The organism is Streptomyces pristinaespiralis, from assembly GCF_001278075.1.
In the GTDB taxonomy this organism is placed as follows: domain Bacteria; phylum Actinomycetota; class Actinomycetes; order Streptomycetales; family Streptomycetaceae; genus Streptomyces; species Streptomyces pristinaespiralis.
The window spans coordinates 6,765,688-6,790,780 of sequence record NZ_CP011340.1; the positions used below are offsets into that span (position 1 = coordinate 6,765,688).

Consider the following 25,093-nt stretch of genomic DNA (forward strand, 5'->3'; position numbering starts at 1 on the left):
GTGCGGGCGGGATCAGGACCGTGCGTAGCGCCGCACCGCGAGCGGCACACAGACAGCCAGCAGCACCACTGACCAGCACACCGCTCCGGCGACCGGATGCGCCACCGGCCAGGCAGCGTCCGCCGCAGGGGCCGCGTTGCCGAAGAGGTCGCGCACCGCGGCGGTGACCGCGGAGACGGGGTTCCACTCGGCGACCGTACGCAGTGTGCCCGGCAGCCCGTCGGTCGGCAGGTACGCGTTCGACAGGAGCGGCAGCATGAAGGTCGCGCCGCCCAGCTGTCCCGCCGCCTCCTCGCTGCGGGAGGCGAGGCCGAGGAGGATGCCGGCCCAGGTCGACGCGAAGCGGAAGAGCAGCAGTATCCCGAATCCGCCCAGGGCCTCGAGGGCGCCGCCCTCGATCCGCCAGCCCATCGCGAGGCCGACGAGCAGCAGCGGCACCAGGCCGGCCGCCGCGGCCACGAGATCCGCGGCCGCCTGGCCGAGCGGGACGGCGCCGCGGCTCATGGGCAGGGAGCGGAAGCGGTCCATGACGCCGCGGTGCGAGTCCTGGGCGGCGGTGAACATCCCGGTCATGATGCCGTTCGCGGCGGTCGCGACGAGCATGCCGGGGACCAGGAAGGCCCGGTAGTCCGCTCCGGGCATGGCCATCGCGCTGCCGAAGACGTAGCCGAAGAAGAGCAGGAAGACGACCGGCATGGTCTGTGTCATGACCGGGATGGCCGGGGCGTGCTTCATGCGCAGCAGGTGGCGGCCGACGACGGCCGTGCTGTCGAAGACGATCGCGCTCATGCGGCGAGCTCCTTCACCGGCCGGCCGGTGAGGCGCAGGAACACCTCGTCCAGAGTGGGTGGGCGGAGCCCGGCGTCCACGACCGCGACTCCTGCCGCGTCGAGTTCCCGCACGAGGCGGGGCAGCGTGAGCGTCGTGTCGGTGGTGACGGCACCGGCGGAACGGCGCTCGGCGTCGAGGACCGGCTCGGAACCGGTCAGCTGATCGAGCACGGCCGCCGCGGCGGGCAGCGCGGCCTCGTCGAGGACGACCACCTCCGCGTAGTTGCCGATGAGCGCCTTCAGTTCGGCGGGCGTCCCGCTGTGGGTGGCGCGGCCGCCGTCGATCAGTACGACGTCGTCGGCGAGCCGGTCGGCCTCCTCGAGGTATTGGGTGGTCAGCAGCACGGTCGTGCCCTCGTCGGTCAGTTGCCGCACCGCGTCCCAGATCTCGTTCCGGCTGTGCGGGTCCAGACCGGTGGTCGGTTCGTCCAGGAACAGGACCTCGGGGCGCGTGATCAGGCCGGCCGCCAGGTCGAGGCGGCGGCGCATGCCGCCGGAGTAGGTGCGGGCCGGCCGTCCGGCGGCCTCCGTCAGGCCGAACCGCTCCAGCAGTTCGGCGGCACGGGTGCGGGGCGCGCGCAGCAGCCTGGCGAACAGCCGCAGGTTCTCGGCGCCCGTCAGGTCGCCGTCGACCGAGGCGTACTGCCCGACGACGCCGATGCGGCGGCGTACGGCGGCGGCGTCACGCCGCAGGTCGTGCCCGGCGACCATGGCGCTGCCGGCGTCGGGCCCGGTCAGTGTCGTGAGGATCCGTACGGCGGTCGTCTTCCCGGCGCCGTTGGGGCCGAGCACCGCGCAGACGGTGCCCCGGGCGACGGCCAGATCGAGGCCGCGGAGGGCGCGGACGTCACCGAACCGCTTCTCCAGGCCCTCACTAAGTACAGCGTACGTAGTCGTCATGGGTCGACCGTACCTCACTACGTACGCTGTACGTAACTAGGATGTGAGGGAGGTGATGATCCATGGCGGGCCGAGCGGCCGAACCCGAAGTGATCTGGGCGCGCCCCGAGCGCACGGGCAGGGGCCCCAAACCGGCGTACAGCCGGAGTGACATCGCGCAGGCCGCCGTGCGGATCGCGGACGAGGAGGGCATCGACGCCCTCTCCATGCGCAAGGTGGCCGCGCTGCTGGGCTGCGGCACGATGTCGCTGTACAACTACGTCCCGCGCAAGGAGGATCTGTACGAGCTGATGGTCGACGCGGTCAGCGGCGAGTACGAACTCTCGGAGCCGTCGGACGACTGGCGCGCGGAGATGCTCGCCCTCGCACACCAGACGCGTTCGCTTATGCTCCGCCATCCCTGGCTCGCCCGGGTGATGTCACCGCTGTACGGCTTCAGCCCCAACGTGCTGCGCTACCTGGAGTGGTGCCTGGGCGCTCTGGAGAGCATGGACGCGCCGGTGGGCACGAAGTTCGAACTGATCGCGATGGTCAACGGCACGGTGATGACGACCGTCGTGAACGAGCTCGCCGTGGCCGAGTACGCGCGGTCGCTCCCGTGGTCCCCCGAGCGTGAACAGGCGGCGCGCCAGGCCTATCTGGCGGGGCAGATGGCGCGCGGTGAGCACCCGCGGCTCGCGGCGGCGCTGAGGGAGGCGGCGGCGCCGGGGGACGCGGAGGAGACGTTCGAGCGGGTGATGAGGCGGGTGATCGACGCGTTCGCATGACGGCCGGCGCATCCGCCGCGGGGAGTTTCCCGCCGCTTCCCCCACGGCCCGGCGGCCGTGGGGGAAGCGTGCGGCAGCCGCTCAGCCGCAGGAGAGGTACTCGTACCCCGCCTGGCGCCAGTCGTCGTTGCCGTCGGGGAAGACGTACTTCCCCTCGGTGTTGCGGCGCAGGTCGAAGCTGTGCTCCCTGCCCTGGTACCTCAGGTACAGCGTCTTGCCGCGAGCGGTCGACCCACCGGTCTGATACATGTGCTTGTTGACCAGGCCGAAGGTCGTTCCGCCGACGATGCCGTCCTGGGTGACCGCCAGCCGCCTCTGCAGGTCCCTGGTCGAGTAGAACGTGCGCCATCCGAAGTACCCGTCGATGTCGCCCTTGGTGAAGCGCTCGTTGTCGTAGTCGACGGCGTACGCGCCTTCGGCCCACAGGATGCGCTGCCACAGGCAGGTGGCGTTGGAGTTCGAGTAGGGCTCAAGCCTTTGGAGATCTCCCTCGTCGTCCCAGTCGTCGGAGAACCTGTCGTACCCCCGTACCCACCCGTCGGAGATCTTCGCCGAGGCGGGCGATGCCGCCAGTCCCAGGGTGGTCACCAGGGCGGCACCCATGACCGCCGCGACCGCCCGTGCACGCTTCCTCTGAAAGTTCATGTGAGTGTCCCCGTCGTCGTGATCGCCGGGCGGAGCGGGGGAGCCTTCCGGTGTGCCAGGATCCGGCCCCCCGCGCCGCGTTGAACATGAGCATGGCTGAGACGGGCACGGTCTCCCAGGCTGTGGGGAACTGCCCAAAAGGCCCAGGTGGCACGGGGGGAAGCAAATGCTCCGTATCCATGGAACCGAGGCCTACGGCGTAACGCGGGACGCGGGACGCGTCACAGAAGGGCGAACTGGCCCTCAGGGCCCTCTTCCTGGTGGTCCAGGACCGATGCCGGACGGCGCGCCGCCGCCGGCGGGGGCAGGACGCCCGCCGCGCGGAGCTCCGCCGTGGAGATCCGGGCGCCGGACGACGCCAGCGCCTCCCGGCGCGGCGCAAGCTCGGCCAGGAGTGCCAGAACGGTGACGAGCTCCAGCAGCTCGGACGTCCACTCCTGCGGCCACGCCGCCGGGCGCAGCGCTTCCAGCGTGCCCGCCTCGCCGGTCGCCGTACGCCGCTCGAACCAGAGCTCCAGCACCCGGACGCCGCCCACCTCGAAGTCCCACGCCGTCCGCGGGACGGGGGAGATGCGGCCGGTGCCGCCGAGGAGCAGGGCCTCGTCCTCGGGGGCGTAGGCGATCGAGTCGGGCCGGGCCGGCAGCGCGGCGCGGACGTAGGGCCGGCGGCCGCCGGGGAGCCGGGGGCGGTCGCCGCCGCGCGCGCCGCGCAGCATGACGCGGATCATCTCCTGGCCGAGGGCGACCCCGGTGGAGAAGGCGCCGGCGTCCGCGGTCAGGGGCACCACGCATCCGGCGGGGGAGGCCGCCGCGGCCGCGACCGTCCAGGCGGCCAGGTCCTCCGCGTCCACCGGTCGCCCGTACCGCTCGGCCAGCAGGCCGGTGAGGCCGGGCGCGATGTTGGGTTCGTGTCCGCCGGGCCGCCGGTACAGGGGCCGGACGCGGCCGGGGCGGCCGGCGGGTGAACGGCCGTCCGGCAGCAGGGCGGTGACCACGAGAGCGGGTCCTGCGGCCTTCGGTACGTGGCCCTGCTCGACCAGGAACAGCTGCCGTTCGTCCCGTACCCGCCACAACTCGGGCCGGGCCACGTCGATCAGCCGGTGGTCGGGGATCAGCCACTGCTCGTCGAAGGCGCCGTGCAGCACCCGCACGGGCTCCGGGCAGCGGCCCCTCTCGCGCGCCAGGCGTCCCGTGCCGGTCGACTGGCCCGGCAGCTGGGCCACCGTGCCGTGCGTGCTCCGGGCCCTCGTGACCCGGAACAGCGTCTCCCGTGTGCCGTCCTCCGCCGCCACGAGAGCGTCCCAACGTGCCCGCAGGGACGCGGGGTCCGGCGCCATCACCCAGTCCCTGCCCGGCCGCAGCGGCGCCACGGACCAGGGCATGAGGTCGTCGAGCAGCGGCACGTCCTCGGTGAGAGCAGTCACCGTCCGCATGCTAGTCAGGCCCGGTCCGCGGCATCCACGGTGACGGAGAAGGAGAAGCGGTCCCCGCGGTAGCGGATGCGGGCCACGTCCACGACCCGGCCGGTCTCGTCGTAGGTCACACCGGTGTAGTGCAGGATCGGGCTCAGCAGCGGCACCCCCAGCAGCTCCGCGGTCCTGGGGTCGGCGAGCCGCGCCTCCACCGTGTCGGTGATCCGGCTGATCCGGACCCCGAGGGCGTCCCGCAGCACCTTGGTCATCGGCCAGCGTTCCAGGTCGGCGATGTCCAGGCCGGCGGCGACGTCGGGATGCAGGGCGTTCTCCGCCCAGTTGGTGGGCTCGCCGCTGTCGCCGTCGCAGCGCAGCCTCCGGTACACCACGACCTCGGCCGCCCCGGGGAAGTGCTCGGCGAGCTCGACCGGCACCGGCTCCGGGCCGTGGCCGAGGACCGTGGTGCGTTCGCCGGACTGCTGGGCGACGATCGCGTCGATCGAGCCCAGCAGCCGCCGGGGCGCGCCCCGGCGTGCCCCCGGTTCGATGAAGGTGCCGCGCCGCCGGTGCCGGCTGATCAGGCCCTCCTCCTCCAGCTCCTTGAGTGCCTGACGCATGGTCAGCACGCTCACGCCGTAGTGCTGGGCGAGCTTTTCCTCGGTGGGCAGCCGGAGCGACGCCTCGGGCGCTCGGCCCAGTATCGAGGCGCGCAGGGACTGCGAGACCTGGTACCACAGCGGCAGCTTGCGGTTCAGGACCAGCGAGTCGGGGGCGAAGGAGGTCACGGCATCTCCGTACTACGACGAACTACGACCTGAAGTGGCGCTGAAGACCCTGCCACACGTCGTCGTACGCCATCTGCAGATGGTCGGCGTTCGCCGCCTGGGCGGTCGCGGTCACCGGCCAGCGGGTCTCGAACATGAAGGCAAGGCCGTCGTCGATCTTCTGCGGCTTCAGCTCGGCCGCGCTCGCGCGGTCGAAGGTCTCCCGGTCGGGGCCGTGCGCCGACATCATGTTGTGCAGCGAGCCGCCGCCGGGGACGAAGCCTTCGGCCTTGGCGTCGTACGCGCCCTCGATCAGGCCCATGTACTCGCTCATCACGTTGCGGTGGAAGTACGGCGGGCGGAAGGTGTCCTCCCCGACGAGCCAGCGCGGCGCGAAGACCACGAAGTCGACACCGGCGAGACCCGGGGTGTCGGAGGGCGAGGTCAGCACCGTGAAGATCGACGGGTCGGGGTGGTCGTACGAGATCGTCCCGATGACGTTGAAGCGGTGCAGGTCGTAGACGTACGGGACGTGGGTGCCGTGCCAGGCGACCACGTCGAGGGGGGAGTGGTCGTAGGTCGCCGCCCACAGGTTCCCGCAGAACTTGTTGACCACCTCGACCGGCTGATCGACGTCCTCGTAGGCGGCGACAGGGGCCAGGAAGTCGCGGGGGTTGGCCAGGCCGTTCGCCCCGATCGGGCCGAGCTCGGGGAGCTCGAAGGGCTGCCCGTAGTTCTCGCACACGTAGCCGCGCGCGGTGTCGTCCAGGAGCTCGACGCGGAAGCGGACACCGCGGGGCACGAGGGCGATCTCCCCGGGCCGGGCGGGCAGCAGCCCGAACTCGGTCACCAGCAGCAGCCCGCCGCGCTCGGGGACGATCAGCAGCTCGCCGTCGGCGTTGCTGAACACCCGGTCCGTCATGGACGTATTGGCGTGGTAGAGGTGCACGGCCATGCCGGTGCGCTGGGTCACGTCGCCGTTGCCGCCGAGCGTCCACAGTCCGGCCAGCCAGTCGGTGCCGGGTGCCGGCTCGGGCATCGGGTTCCAGCGCAGGCGGTTCGGGTCGGGCACCGTCTCGGTGAAGGGGGCGGTACGGATGCGGCCGTTGTCGACGCGGACGAAGGCGGGGTGGGCGGCCGAGGGGCGGATGCGGTACAGCCACGAGCGGCGGTTGTGTGCGCGGGGCTCGGTGAAGGCCGAGCCGCTGAGCTGTTCCGCGTAGAGGCCGAGGGGGGCGCGCTGGGGGGAGTTGCGCCCGTGCGGAAGTGCGCCGGGCTCCGCCTCCGAGCTGTGCTCGTTGCCGAAGCCGGGAGAGAACGACGCCTCCGTCAGCCCTTCGACAATCTTCCGCGCCTGTCCGGTGCCACTCATCGCCCGCTCCTGGTGCTGAAGGATCAATCCATTCCTATGGACAACCGTAGGATTGCACCTCCGCCCCGTCAACGGCAACGGACCGGCATGATGGGCCGCGTGTCCCAGCCACCTCTGCGCCGCCGGCCGGTCCAGCGGCGAAGCGCCGACCGGCTCGCCCGCATCCTGGACGCCTGCGCCGCACTGCTGGACGAGAGCGGCTACGAGCAGCTGTCGACCCGTGCGGTCGCGGTGCGGGCGGGAGTGCCCATCGGGTCCGTCTACCGCTTCTTCGGCAACAAGCGCGCGCTCGTCGTCGCGCTCGGCCACCGCAATCTCGACGCCTACGCCGACCGCGTCTCCCGGCACCTGGCCGCCGCCTCCGGCGAGGACCCGAGCGCCGCGGTCGACGTGATGCTCGACGAGTACGTGGAGATGAAACGCACCTGCCCCGGCTTCACCCTCGTCGACTTCGGCGCCCAGCTGCCGGTCGGCGCGCCGGTGGACGGCGTGCACCACGAGGTCGCCGGCCGGCTCGGTGAGCTGCTGGCCTCGCACCTGGGCCGTGAGCCCGACACGGAGCTGCGCAGGGCGGTGCTGGTGTGCGTGGAAGCGGCGGACGCGCTGCTTCAGCTGGCGTTCCGGTCGAGGAGCGGGGGTGACGAGGCGATCATCGAGGAGACCCGCCGACTGCTCCACGCCTATCTCTCCACCGTCCTGGACGCCCCCGGGCCGCGTGAAAACCGGGCGTGAAAGCCCCTCCCGCGCATGCATACCGGTCGGTATGCTCGGTGCGGCGTCCATGCCACCGCCGCCCATGCCGTCGCCGCCCACGCCCGTCCGGGGAGGACCCGTGTCCCGCACCGCTCCAGCCGTACCCACAGCCGCCGCCCCGGGGGAACCCGCCCGCACCGCACTGCGGGTCTGCCCGCTGTGCGAAGCCACCTGCGGGCTCACCCTCACCATCGAGGGCGGCCGCGTCACCAGCGCCCGCGGCGACCGTGACGACATCTTCAGCCGTGGCTTCATCTGCCCCAAAGGTGCCTCCTTCGGCGAGCTCGACGCCGACCCGGACCGGCTGCGCACCCCCCTGATCCGGGAGAACGGCGAGCTGCGCGACGCCACCTGGGAAGAGGCCTTCGACCTGATCGCCGCCCGGACCAGGCCGCTGATCGAGGCCCACGGACCGAACGCCGTCGGAGTGGTCCTCGGCAACCCGAACGTCCACACCATGGCCGGCGGCCTCTACCCGCCCGTCCTGCTCTCCGCGCTGGGCACCCGCAACATCTACTCCGCCTCGACGCTCGACCAGATGCCCAAGCACGTCTCCAGCGGACTGCTCTTCGGCAGTGCCACGGCCATCCCCGTCCCCGACCTGGACCGCACCGACCATCTCCTGCTGCTCGGCGCCAACCCGCTGGAGTCCAACGGCAGTCTGTGCACCGCGCCCGACTTCCCCGGCAAGCTCAAGGCGCTCCGCCGCCGCGGCGGGACCCTGACCGTCGTCGACCCGCGCCGCACCCGCACCGCGCAGCTGGCCGACCGGCACGTCGCGATCCGGCCCGGCACCGACGCGCTCCTGCTCGCCGCGCTCGCCCAGGTGCTGTTCGAGGAAGGGCTCACCGACCTCGGCGCGCTCGCCGCCCATGTCGAAGGGGTGGCCGAAGTGGAGGCCGCCGTCAAGGACTTCACCCCGGAGGCGGTCGCGGCGGCCTGCGGCATGGACGCCGAGGAGATCCGTACGATGGCCCGCGAGCTCGCGGGCGCGCCCACCGCGGCCGTCTACGGGCGCATCGGCAGCTGCACCGTCGAGCACGGCACCCTCGCCAGCTGGCTCGTCGACGTCCTCAACGTGCTGACCGGCAACCTCGACAGGCCGGGCGGCGCCCTCTTCCCGCTGTCCGCCACCGAGCGCGCTCCGCGGCCGGCCGCCCCCGGAAAGGGGTTCTCCCTCGGCCGCTGGCGCAGCCGGGTGAGCGGTCACCCCGAGGCCAAGGGCGAACTGCCCATCGCCGCCCTCGCGGAGGAGATCGAGACCCCGGGCGAAGGGCAGATCCGTGCACTGATCGTGATCGCGGCCAACCCGGTGCTCTCCGCCCCCGACGGGGACCGCCTCGACCGGGCACTGGCCGGACTCGACCTGATGGTGAGCGTCGACCCCTATCTCAACGAGACCTCACGCCACGCCGACGTGGTGCTGCCCCCGCCGCCGCCGGCGCAGAGCGCCCACTTCGACTTCGCCTTCAACGCGCTCGCCGTCAGCAACCAGGCCCGCTTCAGCCCTGCCGCCGTACCGCTGGAGGCCGGGCTGATGGACGAGTGCGAGATCCACGCCCGGCTGATCCTCGCCGTGTCGGGGATGCACGGCGCCGAGCCGTCCGCCGTCGACGACATGGTCGTCGGCAGCACCCTCGCCAAGGCGGTCGCGGACCCGCACTCGCCGCTCTTCGGGGGCGACGCAGAGGAGCAGGCGCGGCTGCTCGGCGGCCGCAGCGGCGCCGAGCGGCGGCTGGACATGATGCTCCGCCTCGGCCCGTACGACCTCGTCCTCGAGGACCTGCTGCAGGCACCGCACGGAATCGACCTCGGCCCCCTCGAGCCCCGCGTCCCGCAGATCCTCAAGACCCGCAGCGGACGCGTCGAGCTGCTGCCCGGCCCCATCGCCGACGACCTGCCGAGGCTGCGCGCGGCACTCGCGGAGCGGCCCGCCGGGCTCGTGCTCGTCGGCCGCCGCCATCTGCGCTCCAACAACAGCTGGCTCCACAACGTGCCGGCGCTGAACGGCGGTTCCAACCGCTGCACCCTTCATGTCCACCCGGACGACGCCGCCCGGCTCGGACTCGAGGACGGGGCCACGGCGTGCGTCACCGGGGACGGAGGCAGTGTGGAGGCCCCCGTCGAGATCACGGACGCGGTGCGCCCCGGTGTCGTCAGCCTGCCGCACGGCTGGGGCCACGACCGTCCCGGCATCCGCATGTCGGTGGCGGCCGGCCGTCCCGGCGTCAACGTGAACCAGCTGCTCGACGGCTCCCGGCTGGACCCCCTGTCGGGCACCGCGGTGCTCAACGCCATCCCGGTGGAGGTAGTGCCAAGCCCATGACCTGGGGTTTTGCTCTTATTGCTCACGGGTCGACATCTTGTTAACGGCAGATGGCGACACCTAACGTCATCCGGACCCACCGGTGGGCCGCTCCTCCGGTGGCAGTTCAAGGATGAACGTTAGGTGTCCCCATGCTGACAGTCCTCGGCTTCGCCATGATCGCGACCTTCCTGGTCCTGATCATGACGAAGAAGATGTCGCCGATCGCGGCGCTGGTCCTGATTCCCGCACTCTTCTGCGTCGCCGTCGGGCAGGGTGCGCAGCTCGGGGACTACGTCCTCGAAGGTGTGGGGAACCTCGCCCCCACGGCGGCGATGCTGATGTTCGCCATCGTCTACTTCGGCGTCATGATCGACGTCGGGCTGTTCGACCCGATCGTGCGGGGCATCCTGCGCTTCTGCAAGGCGGACCCGCTGCGCATCGTGATCGGCACGGCGGTGCTCGCCGCCATCGTCTCGCTCGACGGCGACGGCTCGACGACCTTCATGATCACGGTCTCGGCGATGTATCCGCTCTACAAGCGCCTGAAGATGAGCCTGGTCGTGCTGACCGGCATCGCCGCCACGGCGAACGGCGTCATGAACACCCTGCCGTGGGGCGGTCCCACCGCCCGCGCCGCGACCGCGCTCAAGCTGGACGCGGCCGACATCTTCGTGCCGATGATCCCCGCTCTCGGCGCCGGACTCGTCTTCGTGCTCGTCCTCGCGTACGTCCTCGGCCGGCGTGAGCGCAAGCGCCTCGGGTACCTCACGCTCGACGAGGCGCTCGAGCCCGAGCCCGGCACCGTTCTCGTCAAGACCGGCGGTGGCGGCGAGCACGCCGCGGCAACCACCGGCTCCGCGGCCGGCGACAAGGGCGCCGGGGCAGGGCCGGGAGCGGACGACGGTTCCCCGCGCGAGGGCGAAGCCCCGCTCCAGGACGGCGGTTTCCAGGGCCTCGACCCGAACCGCGCGACGCTGCGGCCCAAGCTGTACTGGTTCAACGCCGGTCTGACGCTGGCCCTTCTCACCGCCATGATCATGGAGCTGCTGCCGATCCCGGTGCTGTTCCTGCTCGGCGCGGCTCTCGCCCTGACCGTCAACTTCCCCTCGATGGCGGACCAGAAGGCACGCATCGCGGCCCACGCCGACAACGTCCTGAACGTCGCCGGCATGGTCTTCGCCGCCGCCGTCTTCACCGGCGTCCTCACCGGCACCGGCATGGTCGAGCACATGGCGGACTGGCTCGTCGGGGCCATCCCCGAGGGCATGGGCCCCCACATGGCGATCGTCACGGGCGTACTGAGCCTGCCGCTCACGTACTTCATGTCGAACGACGGCTTCTACTTCGGCGTCCTGCCCGTCCTCGCGGAGGCCGGCGCCGCCCACGGTGTCTCGCCGCTGGAGATCGCCCGCGCCTCCCTCGTCGGCCAGCCGCTGCACATGTCCAGCCCGCTCGTCCCCGCCGTGTACGTCCTCGTCGGCATGGCGAAGGTCGATTTCGGCGACCACACCCGCTTCACGGTGAAGTGGGCGGCCCTGACCAGCCTGGTGGTGCTGGGGGCCGGGATCCTGTTCGGCATCATCTGACATGGGCCGACTCTGGCTGCTGCGCCTCGTCATCGCCTTCGGGTTCGCCCAGGCGGCGGTGTCGATGGCGCGCCCGGCCGTTTCCTACCGGGCGCTGTCGCTCGGCGCCGACGAGCGTGCGATCGGTGTGATCGCCGGCGTGTACGCGCTGCTTCCGCTGTTCGCCGCCGTACCGCTGGGCCGCAGGACCGACAAGGGCCGCTGCATGCCCCTGCTGTACGCGGGCGTCGCGCTGATCGCCGGCGGCTGTGCGCTCAGCGGGCTCGCCGGCTCGCTGCCGGCGATGGCCGCGTGGAGCGGTGTGATGGGACTCGGCCACCTGTGCTTCGTCATCGGCGCCCAGTCGATCGTCGCCCGCCGCTCCGACCCGGCCGAACAGGACCGCAACTTCGGTCACTTCACCATCGGCGCCTCCCTCGGCCAGTTGGCCGGGCCCGTCGCCGCCGGCGCGCTGATCGGTGACGACATGGGCCCGACGAGCGCGCTGGCGCTCGTCGTGTCCGCGGCCGTGGCTGCGGTCTCACTGACCTCGATGTGGCGTATCGAGCTCCGGCACGAGCGAGTCGGGCACAAGCGGGACGCGGGCGTGGCGAAGGTTCCCGTGCACCGCATCCTGCGCACCCGCGGCGTACCCGCCGGGATCTTCATCAGCCTCGCCGTGCTCTCGGCCACCGACATCCTCACCGCGTACCTGCCGGTGGTCGGCGAGCACCGCGGTATCGCGCCCACCGTCGTGGGCCTGCTTTTGAGCCTGCGGGCCGCCGCCACCATCGCGTGCCGGCTGGTGATGACGCCGATGATCCGCCGCCTCGGCCGTACCACCCTGCTCACCGTGACCTGCCTGCTCGGCGGGGTGCTGTGCGCGGGCATCGCCCTGCCGGTGCCCCTGTGGGCGCTCGCGCTGATGCTGGCGGCGCTCGGTTTCTGCCTCGGGGTGGGGCAGCCGTTGTCCATGACGACGGTGGTGCAGGCGGCCCCGCCCGGCGCGCGTTCGACGGCGCTCGCGCTGCGGCTGACCGGCAACCGTCTCGGCCAGGTCGCCGCGCCGGCATCCGCGGGACTGGTCGCCGGGCTCGCCGGCGCCGCGGCGCCCTTCGTGATGCTCGGCGTGCTGCTGGTGGTGTCGGGCGGGACCGCGGTACGGACCGGCCGCTCCGGGCGTGGGCCGGCGGTCACCGGCGGCCCGGACGGCGGCACTCCGGGGGGCTCTCCGGGTGGCGCTTCCCGGGAGGCCGGCGGGGCGGGGCCGGCGGTGGCCGGGGCGGAGGGTCCGCGCGGCGGTGCGGCTGCGGGGACCGACGGGACGGAATCGCCCGGTCGGCACAGTCGGGGTGTCCGCTAGTAGGGGCATTTCTGACGGCTTCTCAGCGTTTCGATGCGTCTTCACGCCGAATTCGTGACATTTAGTCAGGCGATCGCGTGATCAGTATGACAATCGCATCGGCTTGAAGGAGCCTCGCATGAGCACGACCGCAACTCTCCGCCCCCGCCGTGTCCGCACGGCGGCGGCCGCCCTGGCCGCCCTGGCCTATGCCGGCATGACGCTGGCGTCGGCGCCGGCGGCCTTCGCCGCCATCGGCGACAGCGGCGACATCAAGATCCACAAGGCCGGCGTCGAGCACTGGGACACCCGTGACGACATCAAGGGAGTCTGCAAGTTCAGCCTCAGCGCCTTCAACTTCGAGAGCCTGCCGCAGGTCACCTGGACCATCACCCCGCAGCCGCCCACGGCCGCGGGACCCACGCTGACGGACAGCCTGGTGCTGGTCGCCGGCCGGGGCCACACCGAGGAGTACGCACTCCCCGACGGTGACTACCTGCTCGCCTGGACGGTCCCGAGCGGTGTGCCGAAGCAGAAGGTCTTCGAGGTCGACTGCGAGAAGTACGGCGACAAGCACGGTGAGAAGAACAACGGCCACAAGGGCGCGGAGAACGACAAGGGCTCGGGCTGGGAGAAGGACGACAAGGACGCGCCCCACGGCGCGGTGCCCGCGGGCGGCGGCGGCATGGCCGGCGACGGCGGCGAGGGCTCCGGGGACGACGGCTCCTCCGTCGCCGTGACGACGGCACTCGTCGCCGGTGCGGCCGGTGCGGCCGGGCTGGTCCTCGTCCGACGGGCCCGTCGCCGCGCCCATGGCGCCGCGTAACGTACCGAGTCGCCGACGCCGCCGACGCGGACCCAGCCGTGCCTGCCGTCTGACCATCACGCTCAGCGTGACGGCAACCCTGGTCACCGGCGTCGTCCGGGGGTGCACGGACACACCCCCGGACGCGCCGCCGGTCACCGTCGCGGCGGACAGCCCACTCGGCGCGAAGACACCCGCGGCCGAGGAGACGCCCGCGGCCGACGAGAAGGCCGCCGGGCGGGAGGAGCCGGCCGCGGCCGGGCACGGCAGGTCGAACGTGATCGACCTGCCGCCGCTCACCGTCCGCTCCGCGGAACCGGCGCGGAAACCGGCGGCGCGGGTACCGGCGCCGTCCCGGACCCCTCAGGCGCCGCGGTCGCCCCGGCCCGCGGCGCCGTCCCCGGCGGCCACCCCGCCCGAGGCGGCCCGGGGAGCGCTCGAACTGCCGCCCTCCCCGGCCAGACAGCTCGCCATCCCGGCCATCATGATCGAGTCGCCCGTGATGGGGCTCGGTCTCGACGGCAAGGGCCGGCTCACCGCCCCTCCGGTGGACAACCCGCGTCTCGTCGGCTGGTACGAGAAGGGGCCCGCCCCCGGCGAGAAGGGCACCGCCCTGGTGGTCGGCCACCGCGACACCAAGACCGGCCCCGCCGTCTTCCTCAACCTCAACGCACTGAAACCCGGCGACAAGGTCAACATCGCCCGCGCGGACCGGCGGACGGCCGTGTTCACCGTCGACAAGGTGCGCACCTACAAGAAGGAGGCCTTCCCCGACGCGGAGGTGTACGGCCACACGGGCCGACCGGAACTGCGGCTGCTCACCTGCGGCGGCAGCTTCGACAAGAAGACGGGCTACTCCGCCAACGTCGTCGTCTTCGCGCACCTCACGGACGTCAGACAGGTGTGATCCGGTCACGGGCGCGCGGGGCAGGCCGGGCGGCCGGCCCCGGCCCCGCGGCCGCGCCCCCCAGCGGGCCGCCGATGACCGGGGCTCCGTGGGGAGTTGGGCGCGGGTCCACCGCGCAGAAGCGGCCTTTTCCGGCCGATCGGCGGAGTCCGTCTCGCATGGTGGACACATGCGTAACAAGCGCCCCTCACATCGTGCGCGATCCATTCCCTGACGGGACATAGTGGGCTAGCTTCTGGCGACGCAGCTGCCCCTTCTCATCCCGGGCGGGACCCTATGACTCGCGCCATCGCTCTGCACAACGTCAGCAAGAGATACGGCCGCGCTCCCCGGGCCGTCGACAACTTCTCCCTCGGTGTCCGGCCGGGGGAGTTCCTCGTCCTGCTGGGCCCCTCCGGCTGCGGCAAGTCGACCGTGCTGCGGATGATCGCCGGGCTGGAGGACATCACCGAGGGCGAGCTCCTGCTGGACGGCGAGTACGCCAATGACATCCCGCCGCGTGAACGCGACATGGCCATGGTCTTCCAGAACTTCGCGCTCTACCCGAGCATGACCAACCGGGAGAACATCGGCTTCCCACTGAAGCTCGAGAACCCGCGGGCCGACCGCAATCCGCGGGTCGAGGCCACCGCAAGGATGCTCGGCATCGAGGACATCCTCGACCGGTTCCCCGCGCAGCTCTCCGGCGGGGAGCGCCAGCGCGTCGCGATGGGCCGGGCCATCTCCCGCCGGCCCTCCGTCTTCCTGATGGACGAGCCGCTCTCCAACCTCGACGCCAAGCTCCGCAACCATCTGCGGGCCGAGATCGCGCGTCTGACCGCCGAGTTGGGGGTGACGACGGTCTACGTCACGCACGACCAGGCGGAGGCCATGTCGCTCGGGGACCGGGTGGCCGTGATGCGCGGCGGAGTGCTCCAGCAGGTCAGCTCGCCGCGTGACACCTATGCCCTCCCGGCGAACGTCTTCGTCGCCGCCTTCATCGGAACGCCCCGGATCAACCTGCTCCAGGCCGTCGTCCACGCGCCGCTGGACGGCCGGATGTCGATCGACCTGGGCCGGCAGCGGCTTCCGCTGCCCGAGCCCCTCAGCCCCGATCACCAGCTGCTGCGCATCCAGCAGGGCCGGCAGATCATCGTGGGCCTGCGGTCGGAGGCAACCCGGATCGCGCCGCCCAGTCAGGCCCGGCCGGGGGAGGTGGCGCTGACCGGGATCGTCGAGCACATGGAGTACCAGGGGCACGAGGCGCTGGTGCACTTCAACACCGGTTCCCGGCCCGCCGTGGTCGCCGACCTGGAGTCGCCGCGTCCGCAGGCCGCCGTACGGCGGCGGAGGAACACCGGGCCCGGAGTGCTGACCCGGCTCAAGGACCGGGCGATGGCCCAGGTCGCGGGGCCGGTGGCGGTGCTCGACGAGCCGCTTCCCGAGCCCGTCCACGAGAGCAGGATCACGGCGCCGAGCGACCTCGTCGTCCGTACCGGCCCCGACCTGCGGCTGCGTACCGGCGCCCAGGTGCCGCTGCTCGTGGACCTCGCCCACCTGTACGTCTTCGACCATCAGGGCCGCCGTATCTGCCCCGCCCCCATGGACGTTCCGGGGCTCGACGTCTGACTCCTCCGCCACGACAGTGGCCTCCAGCACGCCGGATGCCCCTGGCGCCGTAAAACTAACGGCGCTAGTTTGGGGCGCGGACACTACCGCGAGGCGTGGAGGAGAGCGATGAAGGCCCACGACGGCATGTACATCGGCGGCCGGTGGCGGCCCGCCGCGGCACCGGAAACGATCGCGGTCGTCGATCCCGCGGACGAGCAGGTCATCGCCCATGTGCCGGCGGGCACGGCGGAGGACGTCGATGCCGCGGTACGCGCCGCCCGCGCGGCCTTCCCGGGCTGGGCGGCGACACCGCCCGCCGAGCGGGCGCGGTACATCGCGGCCCTGCGCGACGAGCTCGCCCGGCGTGTGGAGGAGATCGCACAGACGGTCACCTCCGAACTCGGCGCGCCGCCCGCCCTGGCGCTCGCCGTCCACGCGAACCTGCCCGTCGCGGTCGCCGGCTCCTACGCGGAGCTCGCGGGCTCCTACGCGTTCGAGGAGCGGATCGGGACCTCCACCGTGCTGATGGAGCCGGTCGGCGTCGTCGGCGCGATCACGCCCTGGAACTACCCCCTGCACCAGATCGTCGCCAAGGTGGCCCCTGCGCTGGCCGCCGGCTGCACCGTGGTGCTCAAGCCGGCGGAGGACACCCCGCTGACCGCGCAGCTCTTCGCGGAGGCCGTCCACGAGGCGGGCATCCCCGAGGGCGTCTTCAACCTGGTCACCGGACTCGGCCCGGTGGCCGGCCAGGCGCTCGCCGAGCACGAAGGCGTCGACCTGGTGTCCTTCACCGGGTCGACCGCCGTCGGCCGGAAGATCGGCGCGACCGCGGGCGGCGCGATCAAGCGCGTCGCGCTGGAGCTGGGCGGCAAGTCGGCCAACGTGATCCTGCCGAGCGCCGACCTGGCCAAGGCGGTGAACGTCGGCATCGCCAACGTGATGTCAAACTCGGGCCAGACGTGCAGCGCGTGGACCCGCATGCTCGTGCACAAGGACCGGTACGAGGAGGCCGTCGCGCTCGCCGCGGCCGCCGTCGCCAAGTACGTCCCCGGCGAACGGGTCGGCCCGCTCGTCAACGCCAAGCAGCAGGAGCGGGTGCGCGGTTACATCGAGAAGGGCGTCGAGGAGGGTGCCCGGCTGGTGGCCGGCGGCCCCGAAGCGCCGCTCGGGGTCGGCTACTACGTCAGCCCGACCGTCTTCGCCGACGTCACCCCCGGCATGACCATCGCCCAGGAGGAGATCTTCGGTCCGGTCGTGTCGATCCTGAAGTACGAGGACGAGGACGACGCCCTCGCGATCGCCAACGGCACCGTGTACGGCCTCGCCGGCGCCGTCTGGGCCGGTGACGAGTCGGAGGCGGTGGCCTTCGCCCGCCGTATGGACACCGGTCAGGTCGACATCAACGGCGGTCGCTTCAACCCGCTGGCGCCGTTCGGCGGGTACAAGCAGTCCGGCGTGGGCCGGGAGCTCGGGCCGCACGGCCTCGCCGAGTACCTCCAGACCAAGTCCCTCCAGTTCTGAGCGGTAAGGAAACCATCGTGGTCCGTGCAGCCGTCCTGCCCTCCGTCGGTGCTCCCCTGGAGATCGCCGAGATCTCCCTGCCGGAGCCCGGCCCGGGCCAGGTCCGGGTCAGGCTCGCCGCAGCCGGGGTGTGCCACTCCGACCTGTCCCTCTCCGACGGCACCATGCGGTTGCCCGTCCCCGCCGTCCTCGGCCATGAGGGCGCGGGCACCGTCCTGGCCGTCGGCGAGGGTGTCACCCATGTCGCGCCCGGCGACGGTGTCGTCCTCAACTGGGCTCCCTCCTGCGGTACGTGCCACGCCTGCTCCATCGGCGAGGTGTGGCTGTGCGCCGACGCGCTGACCGGCGCGGGACGGGTGCACGCTCTCGCCGCCGACGGCACCGAGCTCCATCCCGGCCTGAACGTGGGCGCGTTCGCACAGGAGACGGTCGTCGCCGCGAACTGCGTGCTGCCCGTGCCCGACGGCGTCCCGCTGACGGACGCGGCCCTGCTGGGCTGCGCCGTCCTCACCGGCTACGGCGCCGTCCACCACTCCGCGAGGGTGCGTGAGGGCGAGTCCGTCGTCGTCTTCGGCGTCGGCGGGGTCGGGCTGGCCACGCTCCAGTCCGCCCGGATCGCCGGAGCGGGCTCGATCATCGCCGTCGACGTCTCCCCGGAGAAGGAGGAACTGGCGCGCGGCGCGGGCGCCACCGAGTACGTCGTCGCCTCCGACACCACGGCGAGGGAGATCCGGGGACTGACCGGCAAGCGCGGCGCCGACGTGGCGATCGAGTGCGTCGGCCGCGCCTCGACGATCCGCGCCGCCTGGGACTCCACCCGCCGTGGCGGCCGCACCACGGTCGTCGGCATCGGCGGGAAGGACCAGCAGGTCACCTTCCACGCCCTGGAGCTGTTCCACTGGGGCCGCACGCTGTCCGGCTGTGTCTTCGGCAACTCCGACCCGGCCGCCGACCTCCCGGTCCTCGCGGAGCACATCCGCGCCGGCCGGCTGGACCTGAGCGCGCTGGTCACCGAACAGATCGCCCTCGACGGCATCCCTGCGGCCTTCGACAACATGCTCGCGGGCAAGGGTGGCCGGGCCCTGGTCGTCTTCTAGCGCCGCTCGAACCACACACCCCGGCCGCCGTCGCGGCCGGGGTGTCCGTGCTGCTCGGAAGGCGCAGGCGGCGGCGCGGGCCGTCACGGAATCTTCCCGTCCAACCCGTTGACCCCATACCCACCGGTCGGTACGGTCCCCGGAACTCCCCAGTGCCACCCCCCTCCTCCGACTCCGTCCCCGCATCCACCGGAGTGTGCACGTTCATGGACACCGCAGCTCAGCTCACGGACACCACCGGCTCCACACCCTCCGACCCCCGGCGGCGCCGCGTCGCCACCGCCGCTGCCCTCGCCTCGGCCGTCGAGTGGTACGACTACTTCGTCTTCGGCATCGCCGCCGCCCTCGTCCTCGGCGACCTGTACTTCCCCGCCGGCAGCTCCTCCGCCGGCGTGCTGGCCGCCTTCGCCACCTTCGCGGTCGGCTTCCTCGCCCGTCCCGTGGGCGGCGTCATCGCCGGGCAGCTCGGCGACAAGCGGGGCCGCAAGCCGATGCTGGTCCTCGCGCTCACGCTGATGGGACTCGCCACGGCCGGCATCGGCCTGCTCCCCACGTACGAGACGATCGGCATCGCCGCACCCGTACTTCTGGTCCTGCTCCGCATCGTCCAGGGCATCGCTGTCGGCGCCCAGTGGGGCGGCGCGATGCTGATGGCCACCGAGTACGCCCCCGAGGGCAAGCGCGGCCTCTACGGCAGCCTCGTCCAGCTCGGGGTCCCCATCGGTGTCGTCACCGCCAACACCGTGTTCCTGGTGGCGGGCACCCTCACCGGCGAGTCGGCGTTCGCCGCCTGGGGCTGGCGGGTGCCCTTCTTCGTCGGCTTCCTCGTCCTCGGTCTCGCCTGGTACATCCACACCAAGGTCGAGGAGACGCCCGAGTTCCGGGAGGCCGAACGCGCTCTCGCCGAGCAGGAGAAGAGCGAGACCCGCTCGCCCCTGCGCACGATCCTGCGCGAGCACCTCGGCACCGTGTTCCTGGCCGGCGGCTCGTTCGCCGTGAACACCGCCACGTTCTACATCATCATCACCGGCGTCCTGGACTACGCGACCCGCGAACTCGACATGAAGCGCGGCGCGGTGCTCGCGGTGTCCCTGGGCGTGAGCCTCACCCAGCTGGTCCTCATACCCGCCGCTGCGGCCCTCTCCGACCGCATCGGACGGCTGCGGATCTACGCGGCGGGCGCCATCGGCCTGCTGGTGTGGGCGGTGCCGATGTTCCTGCTGATCGACACCGCGTCACTGCTCTGGCTGGCCGTCGGTACCTTCGTCACCAGCTGCTTCCTGAGCATCATGTACGGGCCCCAGGCGGCGCTCTTCGCCGAGCTGTTCACCGCGGAGATGCGCTACACCGGTGCGTCCCTCGGCTACCAGATCGCCGCCGTCTTCGGCGGCGGCCTGGCGCCGTTCATGATGGTCCTGCTGCTGGAGGCGACCGGCACGTCCATGGCGGTGTCCGGCTACATCATCGGCCTGGCCGTGATCGCGCTGATCTCCATCAGGATCCTGGCCTCCCGGGCGGCTAAGGCCGCTGCCCCGGCATCCTCCGCCCCGGCAGAGGCGCAGTCCGGCTGACCGTCCGCGCCCGTGCCACCGGCCCCGGACCCGTCGCCGCACCGGGGCGGCGGGCCCGGGGCCGTGGCCGTGCGGGCGGTCAGGCGCGGGGACCGGTGAGCGCGCCGTCGGTCGCCGGCGCCCGGCCGCGCGAACGGGACACCGCCACACCCGCGAGGCACAGCGCCCCGCCGCAGAGGGTCAGCCAGCCCGGTACCTCGTCCAGCACGACCCAGGACATCAGCACCACCAGCGCCGGGACCGCGTACGTCGTCGCGCCCATCCGGCCGGCGGTCGTACGCGCCAGTGCGTAGGCCCACGTCGTGAACGCCAGCGCCGTCGGGAAGACGCCCAGGTAGACCATGTTCAGCGTCGCCGACACCGGCGCCCGCGAGGCCTCCGCCATCAGCTGCCCGGCGAACGGCAGGCACGCCACCGCCCCCACCAGGCAGCCGAACGTCGTCGCCTGGAGGGCGCTCGCGTGTGCCAGCGCCGGCTTCTGCGCCACCACGCCGCCCGCGTAGCCGACCGCCGCCAGCAGGCAGAGCAGCACGCCCAGCGTGGAGGCCCCGCCCTCGCCGGACATCGACAGGCCCACGACGACGGCGCCCGCGAACGACACAGCCATGCCGGCCACGAGCCGCGGCCCCAGCCCCTCGCCCAGCAGCCGGGCGCCCAGCAGCGCGATGAGGATCGGGCCGATGTTCACCACCATGGCGGCCGTGCCCGCGTCGACCTGCTGTTCGCCCCAGTTGAGCACCACCATGTAGACGCCGAACCACAGCAGTCCGGAGACGAGGATGCCCGGCCAGGCGGCGCGCGGCGGCAGCCCCTCCCGCCGGATCAGCAGGACACAGCCCAGCGCGAGGGAGCCCGCCAGCAGCCGGCCGAGGGCGAGCGCGCCGGGGGAGTAGGCCTCGCCCGCGCTGCGGATGGAGACGAAGGCGGACGCCCAGAGCACGACGGTGACCGCCGCGGCGGCCAGGGCGGGCCACTTCGTGTGGTGGTGTATGGGGTTGGTCATGCTGCGACCGTAAGGGCTCGACCTTTCGGCGTTCACCGCAATATCCCCGGCTCGATGTCGAGGAGCGTGTGCAGCGCCCGTTCGCCGTCGTCGGTCACCTTCACCGCCCGGTCGGAGCCGATGCGTACGCACCAGCCGGCGTCCAGGGCGTGGCCGCACAGCCGGGCACCGGCGACGCCGGCGAGGTGCGGCCTGCGCTCCGTCCAGTCGAGGCAGCCCCGTACGAGAGGACGGCGGCCCTTGGCCGACAGGTCGATCCCCAGGCCGGCGAACCAGCGGGCGCCGCGGTCCGTGAGCGCGAAGCCGGCGTCCTGGGTGAGCAGCCCACGGGCGGTCATGGCCCCGGTGATCGTGATGCCGAGCCGCCCCGCCAGATGGTCGTAACAGGTGCGCCCGCGCGCCAGGGCGTCGGCGACGGTGGACTCGCGCAGCGACCGCGGCGCCGGCACAGGACCGGGCGAGGCGTGCGCCGCCAGTTCCTCGACCAGGTGCGCCACGCGGTCGTCGGCGAGCCTCACGTACCGGTGCCGGCCCTGCCGTTCCTCCGTGAGCAGGCCGCCCGCGACGAGCTTGCCGAGGTGCTCGCTCGCGGTCGACGGGGCGACCCGGCCGTGCCGGGCGAGTTCCCCGGCCGTCCAGGCCCGTCCGTCGAGCAGGGCGAGGGCGAAGGCCGCCCGGGTTTCGTCGGCGAGCAGTGCGGCGAAGGCGGCGAGGTCGCGGGAGGAGGTCATGCCTCCCAGCATGCGTCAGGGACGTTTCGGCGCCGGCCGAAGGGTGGCGCCGGGCCGCACGGTCTCGTACTGGAGGGCAAGACCGTCGAGCAGTGCCTCGAGTCCCGTCTCGAACGCCCCTTGGTCCACCTGTTCCTGCCGGTCCGCGAGCAGGTGGGCCTGGCCCAGGTGCGGGTAGTCCGCCGGGTCGTACGCCGTCGCGTCGTCGACGAAGCCGCGGGCGAACGAGCCGAGCGCGGAACCGGTGATGAAGTAGCGCATCAGCGCGCCGATGCGGGTCGCGTGGGCCGGGGGCCAGCCGGCGCGGACCATCGCGCCGAAGACGGCGTCGGCGACCTTGAGGCCGGCCGGGCGGCGGCCGGGTCCCCGGGCGAGCACCGGGACGGTGTTGGGGTGCGCGCTCAGGGCGGCGCGGTAGGAGACGGCCCAGTCGTGCAGGGCGGTGCGCCAGTCGCGGCCGTCGTCCTCGTCGAACATCGACAGGTCGACCCGGGCGCTGACCGCGTCGGCGACCGCGTCGAGGATCTCGTCCTTGTTGCGGAAGTGGTTGTAGAGGGAGGGGCCGCTGACGCCGAGCTCCGCGGCGAGCCGGCGGGTGGAGACCGCGTCGAGCCCTTCCGCGTCCACGAGCGCGCTCGCCGTCTCGACGATGCGTTCTCTGCTGAGGAGGGGCTTGCGCGGGCGGGCCATGCGGCACATAGTAGGCCCAGCAGAAATAAACTAGCAGTGATAGTTAAAGTGGGGTGCCGCAATGAATCTGGAGCTCGACGAGGAGCAGACGGCCGTCCGGCAATTGGCGAAGGACTTCGTGGACCGGGAGATCACCCCCCATGTCGTGGAGTGGGACCGGGCGGAGAGCGTCGATCGGGGCATCGTCAAGAAGCTGGGCGCGCTCGGCTTCCTCGGTCTCACGGTCGACGAGGAGTACGGCGGCTCCGGCGGCGACCACCTCGCCTACTGCCTGGTGACCGAGGAACTCGGCCGCGGCGACTCCTCCGTGCGCGGCATCGTCTCCGTCTCCCTCGGCCTGGTCGCCAAGACCGTCGCCGCCCACGGGACCGAGGAGCAGAAGCGCGACTGGCTGCCCCGGCTCACCTCCGGCGAGGCCCTCGGCTGCTTCGGCCTCACCGAGCCCGGCACCGGCTCCGACGCGGGCAACCTGATCACCAGGGCCGTCGCCGACGGCGGCGACTACGTGATCAACGGCTCCAAGATGTTCATCACCAACGGCACCTGGGCGGACGTGGTCCTGCTGTTCGCCAGGACCAACGACACGCCAGGCCACAAGGGCGTGTCCGCCTTCCTCGTTCCCACGGACACCCCCGGGCTCACCCGCCGCACCGTCCACGGAAAGCTGGGGCTGCGCGGCCAGGCCACCGCGGAGCTGGTGCTCGAGGACGTGCGCGTGCCGGCGGCGGCCATGCTCGGCCCCGAGGGCAAGGGCTTCTCCATCGCCATGTCGGCGCTCGCCAAGGGCCGGATGTCGGTCGCCGCCGGCTGTGTCGGTATCGCGCAGGCGGCCCTGGACGCGGCGGTCGGCTACGCCAAGGAGCGCGAGCAGTTCGGCAGGTCCATCGCCCACTACCAGCTGGTCCAGGAACTGCTCAGCGACGTAGCCGTCGACGTGGACGCCGCCCGGCTGCTGACGTGGCGGGTCGCCGATCTGATCGACCGGGGGCAGCAGTTCGCCACCGCCGCCTCGCAGGCCAAGCTGTTCGCCTCGGAGGCCGCCGTACGCAGTGCCAACAACGCCCTCCAGGTCTTCGGCGGCTACGGCTACATCGACGAGTACCCCGTCGGCAAGCTGGTGCGCGACGCCCGCGTGATGACCCTGTACGAGGGCACCAGCCAGATCCAGAAGCTGATCATCGGCCGTGCGTTGACCGGGGTCTCCGCGTTCTGACCGCCCCTTCCCGGGCGGGAGACGGGCCCGGCTGAGCCGGAGGGGCCTTGTCGGTCCCGGGAAAGCCGCTCGCGGAGCGCGATCCGTCCCGGAAGCCCCGGTCAGGCTCTAAGCGCTTGCTCACCTTCGGGGTATGGTGTTCGTCCTGTGCCACGAAAGGGGCGAACGAGCGATGAGTGCGGCGGACGAGACGGCGGACCGGGCGGCCGGCGGGGAGCAGCCGTGGGACGAGGTCACACCTGAGGCGGCCAGGAAACTGCTGATCGCCGCCGTCGAGGCGTTCGCCGAGCGCGGGTACCACGCGACCACCACCCGGGACATCGCCGGCCGGGCGGGCATGAGCCCGGCAGCGCTCTACATCCACTACAAGACCAAGGAAGAGCTGCTCCACCGGATCAGCCGGATCGGGCACGACAAGGCCCTCGACATCCTCAATGCCGCCTACGCCGGCGCGGGCACCCCCACCGACCGGCTCGCCGACGCCGTGCGCTCGTTCGTCCGCTGGCACGCCGGCCGGCACACCACCGCCCGAGTGGTGCAGTACGAACTCGAAGCGCTCAGCGAGACCCACCGCACCGAGATCGTCGGCCTGCGCAGGCAGAGCGACGCCGTGGTGCGGCGCATCCTCGAAGAGGGCGTGGAGACCGGCGAGTTCGACGTGCCGGACGTGCCCGGGACGGCCGTCGCCGTGCTGTCGCTCTGCATCGACGTGGCGCGCTGGTTCAACACCAGGGGCCGCCGGACGCCCGACGAGGTCGGCGCGCTCTACGCCGACCTCGTCCTGCGCATGGTGAGCGCTCAGAAGAAGTAGCGCGACAGCGACTCCGCCACGCACACCGGCTTGTCGCCGCCCTCGCGCTCGACGGTGACGAGGGCGGTCACCTGGACGCCCCCGCTGCCCGCCTCCTCGACGCTGCGCAGCACCGCGGTGGCCCGCAGCCGCGAGCCCACGGGCACGGGCGCGGGGAAACGGACCTTGTCGGTGCCGTAGTTGATGCCCATCTTCATGCCCTCGACCCGCAGCACCTGGGGCACCAGGGCGGGCAGCAGCGACAGCGTCAGATAGCCGTGGGCGATCGTCGTGCCGAACGGGCCGCTCGCGGCGCGCTCCGGGTCCACGTGGATCCACTGGTGGTCGCCGGTGGCGTCGGCGAAGAGGTCGATCCGCTTCTGGTCGACCTCGAGCCAGTCGCTGTGTCCCAGCTGTTCGCCGACCCCTGCGCGCAGCTCCTCGGGGGAGGTGAAGATCCTCGGCTCTGCCATGTCCTGGTGCCTGCCTCTCGACCGTTGTGACACTCATGTCTAAG

Annotated in this window: 23 protein-coding genes; 13 read left to right on the plus strand and 10 right to left on the minus strand. The window is 72.3% G+C overall.

Going from position 1 to position 25,093, the window contains the following annotated elements; genetic code table 11:
* Positions 1 to 12: 12 nt before the first annotated feature.
* Positions 13 to 789, minus strand: a complete 777-nt coding sequence (locus tag SPRI_RS28920; RefSeq protein WP_005319377.1) for an ABC transporter permease — start codon at positions 787 to 789, stop codon at positions 13 to 15.
* On the minus strand, positions 786 to 1,730 hold the full coding sequence (locus SPRI_RS28925; RefSeq protein ID WP_037775110.1) for a daunorubicin resistance protein DrrA family ABC transporter ATP-binding protein: 945 nt from the start codon (positions 1,728 to 1,730) through the stop codon (positions 786 to 788). Before SPRI_RS28925 ends, SPRI_RS28920 begins: the two co-directional genes overlap by 4 nt.
* Positions 1,731 to 1,792: 62 nt before the next feature.
* On the opposite strand from SPRI_RS28925, the gene SPRI_RS28930 reads away from it, so the two are divergent.
* Complete coding sequence (locus SPRI_RS28930; protein WP_005319381.1) at positions 1,793 to 2,497, plus strand: TetR/AcrR family transcriptional regulator; 705 nt, start codon at positions 1,793 to 1,795, stop codon at positions 2,495 to 2,497.
* 81 nt (positions 2,498 to 2,578) lie between these two features.
* On the opposite strand, the gene SPRI_RS28935 is transcribed toward SPRI_RS28930, so the two are convergent.
* From SPRI_RS28935 to hmgA, 4 genes are all read right to left on the minus strand, one after another.
* A complete protein-coding gene (locus tag SPRI_RS28935) occupies positions 2,579 to 3,142 on the minus strand; it encodes a peptidoglycan-binding domain-containing protein (protein ID WP_005319382.1) in 564 nt (187 codons plus the stop codon).
* Between the two features lie 221 nt (positions 3,143 to 3,363).
* Positions 3,364 to 4,524 carry a type ISP restriction/modification enzyme gene (locus SPRI_RS28940; RefSeq protein ID WP_397941107.1) on the minus strand — a complete coding sequence of 387 codons (1,161 nt, stop codon included), beginning with the start codon at positions 4,522 to 4,524 and terminating at the stop codon, positions 3,364 to 3,366.
* 56 nt (positions 4,525 to 4,580) lie between these two features.
* Entirely contained in the window at positions 4,581 to 5,339 is a 759-nt protein-coding gene (locus SPRI_RS28945) for a GntR family transcriptional regulator (RefSeq protein ID WP_005319388.1), read from the minus strand.
* Positions 5,340 to 5,361: 22 nt separating this feature from the next.
* Positions 5,362 to 6,690: a homogentisate 1,2-dioxygenase gene (gene hmgA, locus SPRI_RS28950; RefSeq protein ID WP_005319389.1), complete on the minus strand. Its 1,329-nt coding sequence runs from the start codon at positions 6,688 to 6,690 to the stop codon at positions 5,362 to 5,364.
* 90 nt (positions 6,691 to 6,780) lie between these two features.
* On the opposite strand from hmgA, the gene SPRI_RS28955 reads away from it, so the two are divergent.
* From SPRI_RS28955 to SPRI_RS29000, 10 genes are all read left to right on the plus strand, one after another.
* The gene (locus tag SPRI_RS28955) at positions 6,781 to 7,422 is read left to right on the plus strand and encodes a TetR/AcrR family transcriptional regulator (RefSeq protein ID WP_086025671.1); all 642 of its coding nucleotides are present in this window, start codon (positions 6,781 to 6,783) and stop codon (positions 7,420 to 7,422) included.
* A gap of 100 nt (positions 7,423 to 7,522) precedes the next feature.
* Entirely contained in the window at positions 7,523 to 9,769 is a 2,247-nt protein-coding gene (locus SPRI_RS28960) for a molybdopterin oxidoreductase family protein (RefSeq protein WP_005319391.1), read from the plus strand.
* 131 nt (positions 9,770 to 9,900) lie between these two features.
* On the plus strand, positions 9,901 to 11,337 hold the full coding sequence (locus SPRI_RS28965) for a CitMHS family transporter (protein ID WP_005319392.1): 1,437 nt from the start codon (positions 9,901 to 9,903) through the stop codon (positions 11,335 to 11,337).
* Between the two features lies 1 nt (position 11,338).
* The gene (locus SPRI_RS28970) at positions 11,339 to 12,679 is read left to right on the plus strand and encodes an MFS transporter (protein WP_053557477.1); all 1,341 of its coding nucleotides are present in this window, start codon (positions 11,339 to 11,341) and stop codon (positions 12,677 to 12,679) included.
* A gap of 118 nt (positions 12,680 to 12,797) precedes the next feature.
* Positions 12,798 to 13,484: a hypothetical protein gene (locus tag SPRI_RS28975; protein ID WP_037775115.1), complete on the plus strand. Its 687-nt coding sequence runs from the start codon at positions 12,798 to 12,800 to the stop codon at positions 13,482 to 13,484.
* Positions 13,485 to 13,551: 67 nt separating this feature from the next.
* On the plus strand, positions 13,552 to 14,370 hold the full coding sequence (locus tag SPRI_RS28980) for a class F sortase (RefSeq protein ID WP_238996261.1): 819 nt from the start codon (positions 13,552 to 13,554) through the stop codon (positions 14,368 to 14,370).
* A gap of 276 nt (positions 14,371 to 14,646) precedes the next feature.
* Positions 14,647 to 15,978 (plus strand): ABC transporter ATP-binding protein, encoded by a 1,332-nt coding sequence (locus SPRI_RS28985; RefSeq protein WP_005319397.1) that lies wholly within the window; start codon positions 14,647 to 14,649, stop codon positions 15,976 to 15,978.
* 108 nt (positions 15,979 to 16,086) lie between these two features.
* On the plus strand, positions 16,087 to 17,481 hold the full coding sequence (locus SPRI_RS28990; protein ID WP_053557478.1) for an aldehyde dehydrogenase family protein: 1,395 nt from the start codon (positions 16,087 to 16,089) through the stop codon (positions 17,479 to 17,481).
* A gap of 17 nt (positions 17,482 to 17,498) precedes the next feature.
* Positions 17,499 to 18,578 carry a Zn-dependent alcohol dehydrogenase gene (locus SPRI_RS28995; protein ID WP_005319399.1) on the plus strand — a complete coding sequence of 360 codons (1,080 nt, stop codon included), beginning with the start codon at positions 17,499 to 17,501 and terminating at the stop codon, positions 18,576 to 18,578.
* A 206-nt stretch (positions 18,579 to 18,784) separates the two neighbouring features.
* On the plus strand, positions 18,785 to 20,149 hold the full coding sequence (locus SPRI_RS29000; RefSeq protein WP_005319400.1) for an MFS transporter: 1,365 nt from the start codon (positions 18,785 to 18,787) through the stop codon (positions 20,147 to 20,149).
* A 79-nt stretch (positions 20,150 to 20,228) separates the two neighbouring features.
* On the opposite strand, the gene SPRI_RS29005 is transcribed toward SPRI_RS29000, so the two are convergent.
* From SPRI_RS29005 to SPRI_RS29015, 3 genes are read right to left on the minus strand one after another with little or no spacing between them, the layout of a single operon-like run.
* Complete coding sequence (locus SPRI_RS29005) at positions 20,229 to 21,152, minus strand: DMT family transporter (protein WP_053557479.1); 924 nt, start codon at positions 21,150 to 21,152, stop codon at positions 20,229 to 20,231.
* Between the two features lie 32 nt (positions 21,153 to 21,184).
* Positions 21,185 to 21,895 (minus strand): ArsR/SmtB family transcription factor, encoded by a 711-nt coding sequence (locus SPRI_RS29010; RefSeq protein ID WP_053557480.1) that lies wholly within the window; start codon positions 21,893 to 21,895, stop codon positions 21,185 to 21,187.
* Positions 21,896 to 21,898: 3 nt separating this feature from the next.
* Complete coding sequence (locus SPRI_RS29015) at positions 21,899 to 22,573, minus strand: TetR/AcrR family transcriptional regulator (RefSeq protein WP_005319406.1); 675 nt, start codon at positions 22,571 to 22,573, stop codon at positions 21,899 to 21,901.
* A 61-nt stretch (positions 22,574 to 22,634) separates the two neighbouring features.
* Between SPRI_RS29015 and SPRI_RS29020 the strand changes: the two genes are divergently transcribed.
* Complete coding sequence (locus SPRI_RS29020) at positions 22,635 to 23,786, plus strand: acyl-CoA dehydrogenase family protein (RefSeq protein ID WP_005319408.1); 1,152 nt, start codon at positions 22,635 to 22,637, stop codon at positions 23,784 to 23,786.
* A 172-nt stretch (positions 23,787 to 23,958) separates the two neighbouring features.
* A complete protein-coding gene (locus SPRI_RS29025; protein WP_005319409.1) occupies positions 23,959 to 24,597 on the plus strand; it encodes a TetR/AcrR family transcriptional regulator in 639 nt (212 codons plus the stop codon).
* Here SPRI_RS29025 and SPRI_RS29030 read toward each other — a convergent pair.
* Positions 24,585 to 25,049 carry a MaoC family dehydratase gene (locus SPRI_RS29030; RefSeq protein ID WP_005319410.1) on the minus strand — a complete coding sequence of 155 codons (465 nt, stop codon included), beginning with the start codon at positions 25,047 to 25,049 and terminating at the stop codon, positions 24,585 to 24,587. The genes SPRI_RS29025 and SPRI_RS29030 overlap by 13 nt on opposite strands.
* Positions 25,050 to 25,093: the final 44 nt, after the last annotated feature.